This is a genomic window from Belliella baltica DSM 15883, from assembly GCF_000265405.1.
In the GTDB taxonomy this organism is placed as follows: domain Bacteria; phylum Bacteroidota; class Bacteroidia; order Cytophagales; family Cyclobacteriaceae; genus Belliella; species Belliella baltica.
This window is the reverse complement of sequence record NC_018010.1, coordinates 3220587-3237078: the sequence shown is the minus strand read 5'-3', so window position 1 is coordinate 3237078 and position 16492 is coordinate 3220587. Positions and strand designations below refer to the sequence as shown.

At 36.2% G+C, this 16492-nt stretch carries 15 protein-coding genes and 1 pseudogene; 2 read left to right on the top strand and 14 right to left on the bottom strand.

Translation table 11 applies throughout. The features are described 5' to 3' along the window. Positions 1-2 precede the first annotated feature (2 nt). Positions 3-665, top strand: a complete 663-nt coding sequence (gene trmB / locus BELBA_RS14735) for a tRNA (guanosine(46)-N7)-methyltransferase TrmB (RefSeq protein WP_014773481.1) — start codon at positions 3-5, stop codon at positions 663-665. A 69-nt stretch (positions 666-734) separates the two neighbouring features. On the opposite strand, the gene BELBA_RS14730 is transcribed toward trmB, so the two are convergent. The 11 genes and pseudogenes from BELBA_RS14730 to BELBA_RS14690 all read right to left on the bottom strand — a co-directional run bounded on the left by BELBA_RS14730 (position 735) and on the right by BELBA_RS14690 (position 10113). Further along, positions 735-1688 (bottom strand): ATP-binding protein, encoded by a 954-nt coding sequence (locus BELBA_RS14730; RefSeq protein WP_014773480.1) that lies wholly within the window; start codon positions 1686-1688, stop codon positions 735-737. Beyond that, a complete protein-coding gene (locus tag BELBA_RS14725; protein ID WP_014771594.1) occupies positions 1660-2577 on the bottom strand; it encodes an IS1595-like element ISBeba2 family transposase in 918 nt (305 codons plus the stop codon). The genes BELBA_RS14730 and BELBA_RS14725 overlap by 29 nt, the downstream gene beginning before the upstream one ends. Positions 2578-2653: 76 nt before the next feature. Then, positions 2654-2815 carry a hypothetical protein gene (locus BELBA_RS20240; RefSeq protein ID WP_245531084.1) on the bottom strand — a complete coding sequence of 54 codons (162 nt, stop codon included), beginning with the start codon at positions 2813-2815 and terminating at the stop codon, positions 2654-2656. Continuing rightward, entirely contained in the window at positions 2806-3642 is an 837-nt protein-coding gene (locus BELBA_RS20235; RefSeq protein WP_052307643.1) for a 7TM-DISM domain-containing protein, read from the bottom strand. The genes BELBA_RS20240 and BELBA_RS20235 overlap by 10 nt, the downstream gene beginning before the upstream one ends. 54 nt (positions 3643-3696) lie before the next feature. Then, entirely contained in the window at positions 3697-4188 is a 492-nt protein-coding gene (locus BELBA_RS20230; protein WP_245531083.1) for a 7TMR-DISMED2 domain-containing protein, read from the bottom strand. 59 nt (positions 4189-4247) lie between these two features. Continuing rightward, complete coding sequence (locus BELBA_RS14715; RefSeq protein ID WP_014773478.1) at positions 4248-5126, bottom strand: 3-hydroxyacyl-CoA dehydrogenase; 879 nt, start codon at positions 5124-5126, stop codon at positions 4248-4250. A 3-nt stretch (positions 5127-5129) separates the two neighbouring features. After that, positions 5130-5999 (bottom strand): annotated as a pseudogene (locus BELBA_RS14710) (phosphotransferase family protein); the annotation flags it as partial. 33 nt (positions 6000-6032) lie between these two features. Then, positions 6033-7538 (bottom strand): IS1634 family transposase, encoded by a 1506-nt coding sequence (locus tag BELBA_RS14705; RefSeq protein WP_014773477.1) that lies wholly within the window; start codon positions 7536-7538, stop codon positions 6033-6035. Positions 7539-7630: 92 nt separating this feature from the next. Continuing rightward, complete coding sequence (locus BELBA_RS14700; protein WP_041779400.1) at positions 7631-8029, bottom strand: phosphotransferase family protein; 399 nt, start codon at positions 8027-8029, stop codon at positions 7631-7633. 82 nt (positions 8030-8111) lie between these two features. Beyond that, the gene (locus tag BELBA_RS14695) at positions 8112-9317 is read right to left on the bottom strand and encodes an acyl-CoA dehydrogenase family protein (RefSeq protein ID WP_014773476.1); all 1206 of its coding nucleotides are present in this window, start codon (positions 9315-9317) and stop codon (positions 8112-8114) included. A gap of 28 nt (positions 9318-9345) precedes the next feature. Further along, the gene (locus BELBA_RS14690; RefSeq protein ID WP_014773475.1) at positions 9346-10113 is read right to left on the bottom strand and encodes an SDR family NAD(P)-dependent oxidoreductase; all 768 of its coding nucleotides are present in this window, start codon (positions 10111-10113) and stop codon (positions 9346-9348) included. 171 nt (positions 10114-10284) lie between these two features. On the opposite strand from BELBA_RS14690, the gene BELBA_RS14685 reads away from it, so the two are divergent. Then, complete coding sequence (locus BELBA_RS14685; RefSeq protein ID WP_014773474.1) at positions 10285-11253, top strand: zinc-dependent alcohol dehydrogenase family protein; 969 nt, start codon at positions 10285-10287, stop codon at positions 11251-11253. A 129-nt stretch (positions 11254-11382) separates the two neighbouring features. Here BELBA_RS14685 and BELBA_RS14680 read toward each other — a convergent pair whose 3' ends face one another. From BELBA_RS14680 to tyrS, 3 genes are all read right to left on the bottom strand, one after another. Next, positions 11383-13863, bottom strand: coding sequence for a S9 family peptidase (locus BELBA_RS14680; RefSeq protein ID WP_014773473.1), 2481 nt, complete (start codon positions 13861-13863; stop codon positions 11383-11385). Between the two features lie 275 nt (positions 13864-14138). Beyond that, the gene (locus BELBA_RS14675; protein WP_014773471.1) at positions 14139-14840 is read right to left on the bottom strand and encodes a TetR/AcrR family transcriptional regulator; all 702 of its coding nucleotides are present in this window, start codon (positions 14838-14840) and stop codon (positions 14139-14141) included. 227 nt (positions 14841-15067) lie between these two features. Then, positions 15068-16360, bottom strand: a complete 1293-nt coding sequence (gene tyrS / locus BELBA_RS14670; protein WP_014773470.1) for a tyrosine--tRNA ligase — start codon at positions 16358-16360, stop codon at positions 15068-15070. Between the last annotated feature and the right edge of the window lie 132 nt (positions 16361-16492).

Here is a 16492-nt window from a genome sequence, read left to right as displayed (position 1 = left end):
AAATGGGTAGGAATAAACTGCAGAGATTTAAGGAAAACGAAGAAAATAGAAATGTTGTCCAGGAAGGCAAGGACATTTTTAAAAATATAAAGGGAAATTGGAATCAACTTCAGTTTGAAAATGAAAAGCCGTTAGTTGTAGAGTTGGCATGTGGGAGAGGGGAGTTTACTGTCGGTTTGGCTAGAGAATATCCTGAACAAAACTTTATTGGAGTAGATATCAAAGGATCAAGAATTTGGAAAGGAAGTAAAATTGCCACAGCTGAAGGATTGGAAAATGTGGCTTTCTTGAGAACTCAGATTCAATTATTGGATGATTTTTTTTCACATGGAGAGATTTCTGAATTGTGGATTACTTTTCCTGACCCATTTCCAAGAGACGGGGATGAAAAAAGAAGGCTTACCAGTCCGAGATATTTGGATATGTACAAACCAATGATCAAACCTGGAGGAATTGTCAATTTCAAGACGGATAATACTGGACTCTTTGATTATACTTTAGAAATTATTTCTGCTCGTGAAGATTGTGATATCTTGGCTTCCACACATGACTTTTATCAATCTGAATTCAAAGATGACCATCATGGTATCAAGACTCGATATGAAGGTATTTTCAGTGAAAAAGGTGAAAAAATCAAATATCTAAAATTTAGATTTCTTGATTAATCAATCAAATATGTTAAAATCAAAAGGCATCGAATAAACTCCACTGCCTTTTGATTTTAATAAATTTTCTTACAAGACATCAGATAAATCAACTGTTTGAAGATAGAAGCAATTCATCACTTTTCCATACAATTCATCTGAATCAACTGGCTTGGTCATATAATCATCCATTCCAATGCTTTTGACTTTGTTTTTCGTTTTATCAGTTGCATCTGCTGTTACGGCTATGATTGGGATGTTTTCATAATGCTTACCACAAACTCCATTTCTGATAGCTTCTGTAGCTTCATAGCCATCCATCTCAGGCATTTGAAGATCCATTAAGATCAAATCAAACTGCTTTGCATTCAACTTATCTAAAGCCTCTAAACCATGATTGGCAATATCAAATGTAGTATTTTTCCATTTCCTAAGGATAGATTTCATTACCATTTGATTTACAGGATTGTCTTCTACAATTAGAATGTTTTTCCCTTTGAGATCATACACTCCTTTTTCTTGTGGATTTGATTGTGCATGAGTAGAACTTTGTTCAGGAACTTTCAAAGAAAGTGTTACATCAACAGTAGTTCCTTCTCCATGTTCACTTTGGATTTTTACTTTTCCATTATGCAATTCCACTAAGGCTTTCACAATACATAAACCTAAACCAAAACCACCAAATTTTCTTTTATCATCAATTTGTTCTTGAATGAAAGATTCGAAAATTCGATCTAATTTCTCTTTTCTTATTCCAACTCCAGTATCTGAAATTCTGATTTTGAGATCAAGGACATTGTCTGGCAACATCTCTGTTTTTATACTCAATTTGACATCTCCCGTATTCGTGAATTTGATTGCATTATTTAATAAATTCAGAATAATTTGTCTCAACCTAGATCGATCTCCAAATGCAAATTTTGGCAGTTGGTTGATCTCTTCATAGACAAAGTTTAGTTTTTTATCTTTTGCTTGATTTTCTGTTAAGGTTCTAAGTTCTTTATGTGTATCCGCATCACTGCACGTAAGGATGAACAGCTGCAATAATCAATTGGTCAAATAGTCTTTCTCCAAAATATCTTCGGTTAAGCTTATAGACGAATTCATTGAGGTAGTTCTGTAAATATTTATATGTGATCATGTGATGTATTCCCAATAGATTTCTTTTCAGGTTACTGATTCCTTTATGTACCCATTTCAGGGTTTCATTGACACTTACTTTGTCTGAAACAACCATATAATGTGTGTCAACAATATCTACAATATCAACATAGGCTGTGTTTTTATCGGTAAACAGGACGACATCTCCAGCTATATTCTTCTTAATGAATTTGTTGACATGATCTGAATCTACTTTTCCTAGTACTTCCATTTTATAAAATCCACATGCTCTGTCTTTCTTTCCTGTTCTGGGATTTTCAAGTGGGGTAGATTCGGCAGCCACTGCTACTTTTGCCTGTCTTTGGCTCCCTTTTCCTCGTTTGAGGTTTTGCTTTACCTGTTTTTTGGTTGCAACTTCTACAAAGCATTCATCAAACTCAATCATGTCATTTAAGATATACAGCGAATCCCTTTTACCCATCATGGCACGAATCTTATGCATCAGTCTGAAAGCAGTATCATATCTTGACAAGCTAACCTGCCTTTGGAATTCAAGACACGAAAAGCCTTTCTTAGTAGCTGACATGAAGATAAAAGCCAACATCCAGGTATGAAGAGATATCTTGCTGCTCTCCATTACAGTTCCACTTTTTAAGGAGCTCCTCCTTCTGCATTGACTACATTCAAAGAATTTTCCACCACTGAACCAGTAATGCTTAGTATTGGATTTACAGGTTTTACAGCATATTCCTGCCTTTTCTCTGCTCTCTTTGATATAAACTTCACAGCTTTCTTCATCTGGAAAGTATTGTAGAAATTGAAGTATTGTCATAATGTTTCCTATTTTTATACAAGGAACAACAACGAATCTCAACCTACAACTAATTGACACGTATTGTCAAATTTTGTCACGTGCATTCAAGCGGATACACATAAAGTTCTTTTACCATTTTGATTAAATCAAACTGTCTTTCTTCAAGTTTGAGCTCTTTTTTCTCAATTTTAGAATAATCCAAAATATCATCGATAGCTGACAAAAGGCCTAGAGAAGAATATTGAATTACTTCCAAATCACTTTTGGTTTTTTCGTCTGTAGTTGACTCTTGAATAGATTTTGAAGACCAATTACAGCATTCAACGGAGTTCTCAATTCGTAACTGATGTTAGATAAGAAGAATGATTTAATCTCGTTTGATTCCTGCGATTGCGCCAACGCGATACCCTGCATTTTTTCCTTTTCAGACTTTAATATTCGAATTCTGTTTGCCATAGATAGGGATAGGAAAATGATTTCAAGTCCCGTCCCTAGCTTTGAAGAATTTTCAGTAAGAAATGAATTTGGTATTACACTAAAATTATTCAGTAAAAAGAAAATGAATCCTAAAAAAAACGAAAGGATACCTAATGTGAAGAAAATATCCTGAGCTGCATTTTTAAAATGTGAAGTGGTTGCTGTGGTTACAATAAGGAAAAGTAAAAATATCCCCAAAATATTTACTAATGGATAATATAAATGCTGTCCAACATGAACAAAGCAAATCGATGCTAAGAGCGCAAGTACTGCAATGTGAAGACCATTGTAAATTTTATGAAGTAGAGGACTGAAAGTTTCAACTTTCATATAAACCTGTGTGTATCTCCCAAAAGCAAGAGTTGAAAACGCTGCTGCAATCAACACGGCGTTATTAGAAAACCATCCTCCATTTGGCGTAAAGTATTGAAAGAAATATCCATCTAAGGATAAATGTAAAAATGCAATAGAAAATACATAGGCGAAATAAAGGATAAAACTTCTTTCTCTAATGCCAAAATAGAAGAATAGATATATGGCTCCAGCCAACAATAAAATACCATAAAAAACACCGTAAATCAATTGATCTCGGTAGGAAGTAATCATCAAGGATGTTGCGCTGTGAATGTCTAACGGCAAATTGATGACTTCACCGTCACTTTAATACTGCACATAAAAATCCTGTGTAGTATTTGCCTCCAATTCAATTGGAAAAATAATTTTTCTATGATTTGTTGGTCTTTCTTCAAAAGGAATCAGATCACCACTTACTTGAGAAAAAATATTCCCATTTGCAGTGACTTGATGTAATTCTACAATATCAGTGATTGGTCTTCCTGTCTCAAAATAGAGGCTAAGTGGTTTTTCCGATGAATTGGTTAAAGAAAACTTTAGCCAATAATTATCTTTTGAAAAACCAAGATTAGTATTTGCACCATCAACGGAGTCGAAAGTTAGCTCTTTTTCAATATTGATAAACTCGCTTATGCTGTATGTCGTAGAACCAACATTTGTGATTTTTGCATTTTCAAATACTGAGATTGGCTCGATGAAATTTTCTTCTGAAATTTTCTTTTGAGCGTTTGCTTGGATTACATTCCCAACCATAAAAAGGATTATGATCAGGCAGTAATTCTTTAATTTACTTCCCATTCCTGTTAGATTTGTGGTAATCAAGTAGGCTAATTACGGAAATAAAAAGCGAATTGGATTTATCCAAGAAAATTAATTTCTCTGTAAGTAGGGTTTGGATATTGATAAAAGCCCTCTCCAGCCTTCTCGCCTAGTTTTCCTGCTTTAATATATTTTTCTAAAAGTTGTGCAAAAGCTTGAGAAGCTCTGTCTGGCATCTTGTGCGTGACATGCCAAGCCGTATCTAATCCAATGCTGTCCAAGATTCCAAAGGGTCCCATAGGCATGTGAAAATTCACCATCCAAGACCTATCAATATCTTCTATACTTGCAACTTCTCCGGTTAGCAATTTTCCTGCAGCACCAATAAATGCCATCAACATAGAATTGAAAATATAACCGGGGTTTTCTTTTTTAACAAGTACTGGAACTTGCTTTAGTGCTCTTCCAAAATCCTCTAAAATTGGAATAATCTCAGCATCCGTAGTGGGGTGGGGCATGATATCCACCACTTTGCTGTAGAAAACATCATGAAAATGAAAAGCGCAAAATTTATCTGGTCTTCTAGAAATATCAGCAAACATTGAAGGCAATAAAAATGAAGTGTTTGTTGTGAAAATCGTCTTCTCGGGTGCTAATTCACCAAATTGCTTCCAAACTTTCTCTTTTATGTCAATTTCTTCGATAACGCTTTCATTGATGAGATCTGCATCTTCAACTGCTACTTTTGGGTCAAGTGTAAAAAGGATTTTACTTAATGCTTGAATTCCTTCTTCAGCTTTTATTTCGGAGAATTTTTCGAGTTGGTTAAGTATCTTCTTCATTACTTTCAGAGAAGAATCTAGAGCTTCTTGCTTGATATCATAAACAGTCACTTGGTAGCCTGAAAGTGCCGCTTGTAGTGCAACTCTACTACCTAAAGTTCCTGCTCCGAGAATACATACTTTTTCAATTTTCATAGCTTATATTTTTCCTGATTCTATACTCTTCCTAGCTTTTATTCCACAGACTTTCACAACATGAATTAATTCTGCAAACCTTGGATCAGGAGCAAATCCTTGCTTGTGTCTTTGGTAGATTTGTTGAGCGATGACGCCCACCTTGAAAACTCCAAAAACATAATAGAAAAGTATGTTTGACATATCTAAACCAGATTTTTTTTCATAATAATCGATGACTTCTGATCTAGTCATATTTCCATCGAGATGGCTGAGGTTAAAAATTTTGAGGATTTCTGAATCTTCTTTTTCTGACCAATAAGCCAAACAAGTTCCTAAATCCATCAAAGGATCTCCAACTGTGGCCATTTCCCAATCTAAAACAGCCTTGATTTCAGGCATAGATTCGTCTTCTAAAACAAGGTTGTCATACTTGAAATCATTGTGCAAAAAGCTTATAGCTTTGCTTTTTGGAAGATTACTTTTGAGCCAATCAAGAACAAATTCCAAAGCTGGAATTTCATCTGTCTTAGCTTTCAGATATCTTTCCGACCAACCACTGACTTGTCTTTCTACATAACCATCTGGTTTGCCAAGATTTAATAAACCTGAATCTTTCAATTCCAGTTGATGCAATTCTAGCAAAGCATCGATTGAGTTTTTGGATAAGTTTTTAAAAAAGACTGAATCTAGATTTACCCCTTTGGGGATTTGATTTCTTAAAATCAATCCATCTATTTTTTCCATAAGAAAAAATGGTGATCCAATTACCGCTTCATCCTCACAAGATAGAATTGGTTTCGGTACTTTATGATATCCTGCTTTTCGTAATGCTTCTAGAACTTTAAACTCCCGAATCATATCATGGGCTTTGCTGATTTTTTTTCCTAGCGGTGGTCTCCTGACTTCCGCACTGGGACACCCTGATTAAAAACCGAATATTTCTTGTACTAATTTCTGTTCATCTGTAAGGATTATAGTTTTTCTGATAATTTCGTTATTAGGGGTAATTAGACTTAGCTCATGGATATTTTGTATTATTTCGATTACTTTTTCTGGACTTAGCCCTGATTTTTTGGCCTTGAGTATTCTGTCAAGCTCTTTATATATTTTATATGCTGTAAAATTTAGGCATATATGGGCTTCTATCCTCTGTCTTTTGTGATGGAATATTGGCCTGATTTTCAATTCGTTCTTAGCTACTCGGAATGCTTTCTCAATCTGCCATAAATGACGATAATTTTCAAGGACTTCCTCCTTTGTCATTCTAGAATTTGTTAAATACCCCTTAAGACCATCCCAATTCGCATCCTTGTCCACCTTTTCCTGATCAAGCTCCAATGCCACTTCTCCTGCCATTTTAAGGAACTTATTGTAGCCTTTGTTATTGATACTTGACTTGGTCAGCTTCCCAGATTTTAACTGCTTTTCAAGCCTTTTTACTCCCTTTTCCCTATTATATCTATCCTTTTTGGCCCGGTCTTCAGAATAGGTGACTATCAGCGTCAATCCATCTTTCTTGATTACCTTACTCTTATCTTTTTCGAAGTCAAGACTGAGGATTTTCTTTTTGACGGACTCTTTTTCATTTTTAATCCTTGCGCCCAAAATAAATTCATAACCCTTTTCAATAAGGTCCTGAACATTTTTGTTGGATAGAAGACCTGCATCTGCTACTACGGTTAGTTTTTCAAAATTGTACTTGCTACGAAAGCCCTCCAAGATGGGAAGGAATGTGTCTCCCTCATATTTGTTTCCCTCAAAAATATCATAAGCTAAAGGATAGGCGTCTTTGCTCACCAACAGGCCGAGAACAATTTGAGGGTGCTTGTGCTTGCCATCTTTTGAAAAGCCTGGCTTTCTGATTTCATCTTCTTTTTCAATTTCAAAATATATTGTGGTGACGTCATAGAAAACAGCTTGAATAGAACCTTCCAAAACTCTCAGGGTATGATTGAAGCTGATTTTTTGGACAATATCCTTATATCTGGAATGAAGCTTATCCATAAACCTGTAAATACTGTCCTCGGAGTAGGATTTTTGTTCGTAACGGTACAAATATTCAGTTGTCTTAAGCTTGCTTTTCGGGTACACCAGACGGTATAATACCAGATCTTTGAAAAGTTCTTCATTGATTTGGTTGAAACCAATATCATCAAATATCCTCCCCAAAACATACTGGATGCCAACTAGCTTATGTGAACTGATTGAAGAAAGGGCATCAGCATATAGCTTCTTATGGTCGGTAAAATCAATTTCCTGGAGACCCATCATCCTTTGGGCATACCTTTTTCCTTCAGCAATCAGACGCTCAATTTCTAGAGGATCCATACTTGACCCAATGGTTTTGACAACCCTATATTTTCCCTGACTTTTGTCTATAACCTGTACACTGACAAGTCCGCTTTTATTTGGCTTTTTCCGGACAAACATGCACTAATTTAAGAAAACCAAGCTCTGGGACACCTATAATCAAAAAATAAAATTATCAAAATACTGATTTATAGATAGTTAAAAAATGTCAGTTATTTTACCGCGGAAGTCAGGAAAAAGACTGAATCTAGATTTACCCCTTTGGGGATTTGATTTCTTAAAATCAATCCATCTATTTTTTCCATAAGAAAAAATGGTGATCCAATTACCGCTTCATCCTCACAAGATAGAATTGGTTTCGGTACTTTATGATATCCTGCTTTTCGTAATGCTTCTAGAACTTTAAACTCCCGAATCATATCATGGGCTTTGCTGATTTTTTTTCCTAGCGGTGGTCTTCTGAGGACAAACTCTTTATCTTCAGCTTTGATCAAATAGGTGAGGTTTGAATATCCACCTTTGAACTGGTAAATACTGATGTTATTGGCATTGAGAGCAAGTTTGTCCTCTAAAAATGGAGCAATTTTTATTTTTAGGTCTTCTAATGTCATGTTTTTCCTGTGGTAATATTGAACTTTCACTAAATCTTAGTTAACCTTTGATTTTAGCTAATTTGACTTTAATTCAAAAAACTTAAACTTGGTAAGATTTGATGATTTTTCTCGCCAACACTGACTTATGTACTTCATCAGGACCATCATAAATCCGCGCTCCACGTTCATGTCGATACCAAAATGATAACATCGTATCGTCTGTGATTCCCAAAGCACCATGAACTTGAATGGCTCTATCAATCACGTTCATCAACACCTGTGAAACATAAAATTTGATCGTAGAAATATCTTCTTTGGCAGCTTTTGCTCCTTGATGCTGAATTTTGAAAGCTGTGTCCAAGACCATTAATCTTGAGGCTTTGATCTCTGCATAACTTTCTGCAATCCAATTTTGAATTGTCTGTTGGGAGGCGAGAGGTCTTCCGGGATCTAATTCGCGCTCAATCGCTCTTCGGCACATCATTTCCATGGCTCTTTCACAGATTCCGATCCAACGCATGCAGTGATGAATTCTTCCTGGTCCTAACCTCTCTTGAGCTAAGGCAAATCCAGCACCTTCTTTTCCAATCAAATTGCTCACAGGTACTTTACAATTTGTAAACTTCACTTCGCCATGCGAAATGTAATCTTCGCCAGCATCACCCATGATAGGGATGTTTCTTACTAATTGATAACCAGGATTATCCAGTGGAACCAAGATCATACTTGCTCTTTGATATGGGTTTTCATTTTCAGGATCAGTGACAGCCATCACGATCGTGAATGCTGCGCCATCCGCTGAGGAAGTGAACCACTTGTGACCATTGATGATGTAGTAATCTCCTTCTTTAACAGCTGTTGTGGATAAATGAACAGGATTACTACCTGCATGCTGAGGTTCAGTCATGGCGAAGCAACTTCTAATCTGTCCTTCCTGCAAGGGTTTTATATATTTGTTTTTGAGTTCTTCGCTTGCGAATTGATGCATTAGCTCCATATTCCCAATATCAGGTGCTTGGCAATTGAAAATGTAATGTCCTAATGGACTTTTTCCAAGAAGTTCAGAAATAAAGGCAAATTCAAACAAATCTAAACCCAATCCACCTTCAGAAACTGATAAGTGTGGAGCAAACAAGCCTTCTTTTTTTGCTATGTTTCTTAATTCATTTAGTTTAGGCAAATGGGTTTTGAATGATCCGTAGATCACATCCATCTCGATTGGGAAGACATGTTCTTTTAAAAAATACTCGTATCGTTGAAGTAGCTGGGTCATTTTTGTTGAAGCTTCAAAAACTGAAGTTTGCATGTTGGTATATTTTGGGTTTATTGTTCAATTAAATAGTAAAGCCGCCATCAGCAGTTAGTACAGCTCCAGTTGTATAGGATGCGCTGTTGCTGGCTAAAAATAGTGCCATGATCCCAATTTCCTCTGGTTCACCAACACGTTTGATGGGAAGCATTTTCATCATGCTGTTCATGATTTTTTCATTGCTCCAGAGTGCTTCGGAAAATTTGGTTTTGATCAACCCCGGGCAGATCACATTGACACGGATTTTATAATCTCCCCATTCTTTGGCAAAAACTTTTGACATAGAAATCAAAGCTGCTTTGCTTACAGAATATATTCCCAAACCAACCTCTGGAGATAATCCACCAACAGAGCTGATGTTAATCACTGAAGCATTCGAAGAATTTCTTAGATAAGGAAGACATAACTTCATTAATTCAAAAGGAGCTTTCAAGTTGACATTCATGATTTTATCGAAAGCGTCAGAACTTGTTTCATGAACAGGTCCGAATACAGGGTTGGCAGCTGCGTTATTGACGAGAATATCGATCGTACCGTATTTTTCAACTGTTTTTTCTACCAGATTCTGGAGATCTTCAAGTTTCCCGACATTGCAGGCGATACCTGTTACTTCGTATCCTTTATTTCTAAGGATCTTAGCTAACTGATCCAAATCATCTTGTTTTCTACTTGAGATGACTACTTTAGCTCCAGCAGCGGCAAAAACTTCCGCAATACTGTAACCAATTCCTTTACTTGCTCCTGTAATCAAAGCAATTTTGCTATCCAATGAAAAGACGTTTGATAAGTCCATGATGCTGCTAATTAAAGATTTTGATGATTTTCCATTTCTAAAAACTAAGTCTCTTCAAGTTAATTAAAACCATTTTATAATCTAAGCATATTCTAAAAAATGTTATGCATACCGAGTATTTTTTGTAAATTAGTCTGTAAGAATTTTGAAAAAAGTAAAAAGATATAATTGATGAAACAAGTAGTATTTCACTCCACTGGCCTTCCAGAAGAAGTTTTAAAATTAGAAGAAGCAGATCGACCTAAAGCTGGTCCTAAGGAAGTTTTGATCAAAGTGACAGCAAGAAATATCAATCCCTCCGACATCATGTTTGTGAGAGGAATGTATGGGATTACGCCAAAACTACCAAGTTCAGCAGGTTTTGAAGCCGCCGGAATTGTAGAAGAGGAAGACGAAGCTGGAACATTTAAAAAAGGTACAAAAGTTATTTTTACAGCCATTGGAACTTGGAAAGAATATGTAACTGTGCCAGCACATTTATTGATTCCGGTTCCAAATGGGATGTCTGATGAAGTAGCCTGTCAAGCTTTCGTCAATCCCTTGACAGCTTATGGGATGATCGAAACGAGTGGATTGAAAGCTGGAGATTGGTTATTAATAACTGCCGGAGCATCTGCTTTTGGCAAATTGGCAATTCAGATGGCTAGCCAAAAAGGTATCAAAGTAGCTTGTACAGTGAGGAGAGATGATCAAAAAGTCTTGTTACAAGAATTAGGAGCTGATGTAGTGATCAATACCGAGAATGAAAAATTACCAAAGGTTATCGCCGAACATACAGGTGAAGGAGTGCAAGTTGTCTTCGATGCAGTAGGAGGGGTACTTGGCGCAAGAGCATTGTCTTGCCTGAGAACAAATGGGAAAATGATTGTTTTCGGCTTGTTAAGCCTTGAAAATATCCCATTGAATTCTGGTTTGTTGATTTTTAAGAATTTGAAAGTTGAAGGATTTTGGTTGTCAACCTGGATGGAAAGTTTGACTGCTGAATCTAGACAGATGGCCTTCAAAACGATTTTTACACATTTACTTTCAGAAAAGGTAAAAGTGGATATTGAAGCAACCTATCCTTTGGAGGAATTTCAGGAAGCACTAAAGGCCTATGAAAAGGCAGGAAGGAATGGGAAGATCATTTTGGTTAGTTAGGAGTTGATTGGGTATTAGTTATTGAGACAATTAAGTTATAAGTTAATTAGAATGATACAACAAAAAAAACCGACCTAATTGGTCGGTTTTTTTTGATTAAGAGTTCATTTATTAGTGGTTGTATTTTAGTTACTTAGTCATAGCTTTTTCTCGCTGAACTTCCATCATATCTGTTGGTGGGGGAGTATTGTCGCCCAGGAGGTGCTGAACAAAATAATCGCCCATTCTCCAGAAGAAATACTCTGTCATATCTCCAAAACCATGTCTTTGACCTGGAAGGATAATAAAATCAAATCTTTTGTTTGCTTTGATCAAAGCATTAGCCATTCTAATAGTATTTGCAGGATGAACGTTATTATCTACGTCACCAGTTACCAAAAGTAGTTTGCCTTTTAGATTTTTCGCTATATCAGGGTTCTTTTCGATTTTGTAAACAAATGAAGTGTCACCTTTTGGAGAAATCAATTCCTGAACTCCATGATGTTTTTCTGACCACCATCTATTGTAGATGTTGTTTTCATGATTTCCTGCAGATGAAACTGCCACTTTGAAGAAATCAGGATAAACGAGCATCGCAGCTGTAGACATAAATCCACCTCCAGAATGTCCATGAATACCAACTCTATTTCTATCAATGAAAGGATGTCGGTCAGCCAATTGCTCAACAGCAGCTTTTTTGTCAGCTAAACCATAATCTCTCAGGTTACCATAACCATAATTATGGTACCATTTTGATCTACCAGGGTGGCCTCCTCTGTTCCCAAGAGTGACAACAACAAAACCAAATTGTGCTAATCTATCTGTTCTGTCAAAACCTCTTCCAAAAGACTTATTCACCGCTTCTGTTTGTGGTCCTGGGTAGACATACTCGATAATAGGATAGACTTTCGTAGAGTCAAAGTCAAATGGCTTGTACATCACACCATAAAGATCTGTGATACCATCATCAGCTTTAAACTTGAATGTTTCAGGGAATTTGTATCCTGCTGCAAATAAATTTGACAAATCAGCTTCTTCCAAATCCATGATTTTTTTACCTGTATTGTCATGAAGTGATGACATAGGAACAGTGTTCACTCTGCTAAAATTGTTTACAAAGTAGGTTCCTTTATCATTTGGTGATGAACTGTGGTTATAATCACCTGGGTTAAGAAGTGTGATTGCACCACCATTTAAGCTCACTTTATACATGTGCTCGTAATATGGGTCTTCGCCCTTTTCTCTACCATTAGCGATAAAATAAAGGAATCTTCCTTTTTCATCAATCGTACCAATTCTGTCTGTGTGGAATGGTCCAGATGTTAATTGACGTATAAGGCTACCATCTTTTCCATAAAGGTAAAAATGTCTCCATCCATCTCTTTCTGACCAATGTACAATCTCAGAGCCATTGTTGATAATCTCAGGCTTGATGATGTCAATGTAAGTGTTGCTTCTTTCCTCAATAACAACTTCCTTTTTACCTTCTGCAATATTCCATCTTACAATATCTATTTTCTTCAAATCTCTAGAAGTGATGGAGAAATAGAAATTGTTCACATCACCTAACCATACGATAGGAGTAAAGTCATCATCTCTATTTACAACAGGTCTTGAAGCTGTCCAAAGTCCAATTGATTGATCCTTGAAAGTGGCTACATCCAATTTGGACATTTCCTTGGATTCAAATGAATAATGCAATAAGTCAGTGATCGGTTGTTCCTTCTCGCCTGGCATGGCATACTTATAAGTTTCAAGAGTAGGTCTTGGGTCCTTTACATTTTGGATTACCCAAAGATCTTTTACCTCACGAACATCCGAGCGAGTTAAAATAAATTGCTTAGAATCCTCTGACCAAATTACTCCAGCTCTTTTTCTATTGTCTTTATTTTTCTCCTCTTCCACATTGTCACCACCACGACCACCGCCATAGCTGTAATCTTTTTCTCCGTCTTCAGTGATTTGATTTTCAACAATAGTGCTGTCTTTGTCGTCTTTTACAGCTTTCAGGAAATTTTCCTTATCCATCCAAAATAGATTGTCATGCTTAGCAAAGACAATTTTGGAAGAATCTGGAGCAATATTCGCCCAAGATAGACGCTTTGCATCCTCTTCAGGATCGTCAACTTCAATCAATTGATTGTTTTGTAAGTTATATCGGAAAACAAAAGTCTTTTTCTCTAAAGAGTCTTTAGCGCTCTTGTTTTTTTCTTTGATCTCTGCCCAGTCTTTTTTGACTACGTCTTTTGTACTTCTGATTTTGAACTGGATGGTGTTCTCATCTTCAAGAAACTTCAAGCTAGTGATAGGCAAATGCTGACCATCAAATGGATCTTTCACAATTTTAGTGATTTCAGCTGCTAACTTGTCCTTATCAAAGAATGATTTTTTTGTTCTTGCAGCTGGATCGACGATGTACCATTCCTTACCATTTGTAGTTTCGTAAGTGTACCAAAATCGATCTGATTTCTTTAACCAATGCGGATCAACACTGGTGGAAAAAATCATTTTTCTGACTTTTTCGGGTGAAAATCGAGAAGCTAATTCATAGTTCCCCTTTGTTGGAGTGTCTTGTGCTTGGACAAATCCGAAGGAGATGAACAAGACAAGGATTGCGTATATTTTCTTCATAAATCTTGATTTATTGATTCGTAAAAATATCAAATCATTCAACTAGGTTAGAACCACTGATGTAAAAAATGCTTCGTAAATAGTGATATTTAGGCCTTTCTAGGCTGTTTTAGATTCGAGGAGGCAATTGATCTAATTTCATTCTCAGAATCATTGGGTTTTAAAAATGAATGCTTTGCTAAAACAGACCTTTCCCACACATTAATAAGTTGATTTCTTAGATTATCAGTATAAGGTACTATTTGAAAATCTTGATTTTCCATAAATGAAATTTGTTAAAAGAGACTTCCCTGAACCACATTTGGACGGGAAGCTTGGATGCTTCCTTTTAGCATATCTTGCATCAAACGAATAAATCCTGGCTTCCAATTATCAATGTGGATCTTGATTTCTTTGTTTTCATAATTCACAGGTCCACTCAGTCTTTCATAGCCGATAAGCATACTCCAAATGGTATAAAAAGTAATTTCTGGCTGTAATTCAGGTCTGATACTGCCATCTTTGATACCCAAGGAAACCATCTGAATTCCGAATTTCCCACAATCATGATGAATGTCAAGTAGTTTTTGAAAATGTTCGCTTTCTAATATTAATGGATCAATAGATTTTCTTAATTCAAGATTGTTGTACAAATTTAACATACCCATAAAATTCAAGATGGCTTGATAATACATTCTGTTTTCCTGACTGTAGTCCAAGTATTTTTGGACCAAATCAACAAGCATTTGAAGTCCATTTTTATTTTTTGTTCTGAACACATCTCGAAATACATCCTTCAATCCTTCAAAAGCTTTTCGGGTAACAGCCATGTAGAGATCTTCTTTATTTTTGAAGTAAAAATAGGTCAGTCCTTTGGAAATTTTAGCCCCCTTAGCAACTTCGTCCATCTTTGTGGCATGATAGCCTTTTTCGTTAAAAAGTTTGATTGCAGACTCTAATATCGCTTTTTCTCTCTGTGTTCTCTCTTGTGCTCCCATGATATTCTTTTTATTGAATTATATTCAAATATATTAAACATAATTCAAAAATTTAATCTAAAAACTAATCGTGATTCTTAAACAGATGGAAATGAGGAGTAAAAAATTTGAAAGATTTTTAATGTAAAAATCAAGATTATGTCCAAAAATAAAACAAGCAAAAAGGAAGACCCTAATTGCCTGTTTTGTTTTTTATATCAATGAAAGAAATCATTGAATTCTATTTATCAATTTACTTCGATGATGTAGTAGTTTTTCTTTCCTTTTTGGATCAGTAGGTACTTATTCTGCAAAAGATTAGCTTCAACAGCAGCATTCGGATCCATGATTTTCTCTTTATTGATGCTTACACCTCCACCTTGGATCATTTTTCTACCTTCACCTTTGGAAGGGAAAATCGCATTGCCAGCTTTTTCGGCCAACAAATCCAAAACATTTCCTGTAGCATCATATTCAGCTTTTGAAATTTGAACTTGAGGTACACCATCGAAAACCTGCAAGAATGTTCTTTCATCCAAAGATGCTAAATCTTCAGTAGATGATTTACCAAATAGGATGGAAGAGGCCTTCAATGCCATTTCATAATCCTGCTCGCTGTGAACCATAATTGTCACTTGCTTGGCTATTTCCTTTTGCAAAGCTCTCAAATGTGGCGCTTCCTGATGCTCTTTTTCCAAATGCTCTACCGTATTTTGATCCAGCGTCGTGAAAATTCTAATGTACTTGGATGCATCTTCATCTGATACATTCAGCCAAAATTGGTAGAAAGCATAAGGAGATGTTTTCTCAGGGTCAAGCCATACAGAACCTCCTTCAGTTTTACCGAATTTCGTTCCATCAGCTTTGGTAATCAAAGGGACAGTCAAAGCATAAGCTGAGCCACCACCCATTCTTCGGATCATCTCTGTTCCAGTGACGATATTTCCCCACTGATCGGAACCACCTAGTTGGATGCTTACATTGTTATTTTTCCAAAGATGGTAAAAGTCATATCCTTGGATCAACTGATAAGTAAACTCTGTAAATGATAATCCATTTCCATCTTCAAGTCTCCTTTTCACAGAATCCTTCGCCATCATGTAATTAACCGTGATGTGCTTTCCAACCTCTCTGATAAAATCTAAGAAAGAGAATTCAGCCATCCAATCATGGTTGTTTACTAGTTCAGCTTTGTTTTCAGAACCTTGATTGAAATCCAAAAATTTACCCAATTGGGTTTTGATAGAAGCGATATTGTGATCGAGTGTGGCTTTGTCCAAAAGATTCCTTTCGGCAGATTTGAAGCTAGGATCACCAATCATTCCTGTAGCGCCACCGACAAGTGCAAAAGGTTTGTGACCAGCTTTTTGGAAGTGTAAAAGTGTCATCACACCCACCAAATGCCCGATATGCAAAGAATCCGCAGTAGGATCGAAACCCAGATATGCAGAAGCCATTCCTTTATTCAGGTGTTCTTCGATTTCTGGTGTCATGTCCTGAAGCATTCCTCTCCAGCGCAATTCTTCGATAAAGTTGTTCATTGTAATCGTTTTGTTTTTTTGAATTTGCAAATATAGAAGATTGTTTCGGAAGCCCGAAGAGGGGAGCACGCAGATTCCGCGGATTTCGCAGATTTAAGAATGATTTTAGATTTTAGAGCGTAGATTTTAGAT

Bases quoted from the DNA above. Each gene is read 5' to 3' on its own strand.
- trmB (WP_014773481.1), top strand. From the start codon at position 3: ATGGGTAGGAATAAACTGCAGAGATTTAAGGAAAACGAAGAAAATAGA.
- BELBA_RS14725 (WP_014771594.1), bottom strand. From the start codon at position 2,577: ATGACAATACTTCAATTTCTACAATACTTTCCAGATGAAGAAAGCTGT.
- BELBA_RS20235 (WP_052307643.1), bottom strand. From the start codon at position 3,642: ATGATTACTTCCTACCGAGATCAATTGATTTACGGTGTTTTTTATGGT.
- BELBA_RS20230 (WP_245531083.1), bottom strand. From the start codon at position 4,188: ATGGGAAGTAAATTAAAGAATTACTGCCTGATCATAATCCTTTTTATG.
- BELBA_RS14715 (WP_014773478.1), bottom strand. From the start codon at position 5,126: ATGAAAATTGAAAAAGTATGTATTCTCGGAGCAGGAACTTTAGGTAGT.
- BELBA_RS14705 (WP_014773477.1), bottom strand. From the start codon at position 7,538: ATGTTTGTCCGGAAAAAGCCAAATAAAAGCGGACTTGTCAGTGTACAG.
- BELBA_RS14700 (WP_041779400.1), bottom strand. From the start codon at position 8,029: ATGACATTAGAAGACCTAAAAATAAAAATTGCTCCATTTTTAGAGGAC.
- BELBA_RS14695 (WP_014773476.1), bottom strand. From the start codon at position 9,317: ATGCAAACTTCAGTTTTTGAAGCTTCAACAAAAATGACCCAGCTACTT.
- BELBA_RS14690 (WP_014773475.1), bottom strand. From the start codon at position 10,113: ATGGACTTATCAAACGTCTTTTCATTGGATAGCAAAATTGCTTTGATT.
- BELBA_RS14685 (WP_014773474.1), top strand. From the start codon at position 10,285: ATGAAACAAGTAGTATTTCACTCCACTGGCCTTCCAGAAGAAGTTTTA.
- BELBA_RS14680 (WP_014773473.1), bottom strand. From the start codon at position 13,863: ATGAAGAAAATATACGCAATCCTTGTCTTGTTCATCTCCTTCGGATTT.
- BELBA_RS14675 (WP_014773471.1), bottom strand. From the start codon at position 14,840: ATGGGAGCACAAGAGAGAACACAGAGAGAAAAAGCGATATTAGAGTCT.
- tyrS (WP_014773470.1), bottom strand. From the start codon at position 16,360: ATGAACAACTTTATCGAAGAATTGCGCTGGAGAGGAATGCTTCAGGAC.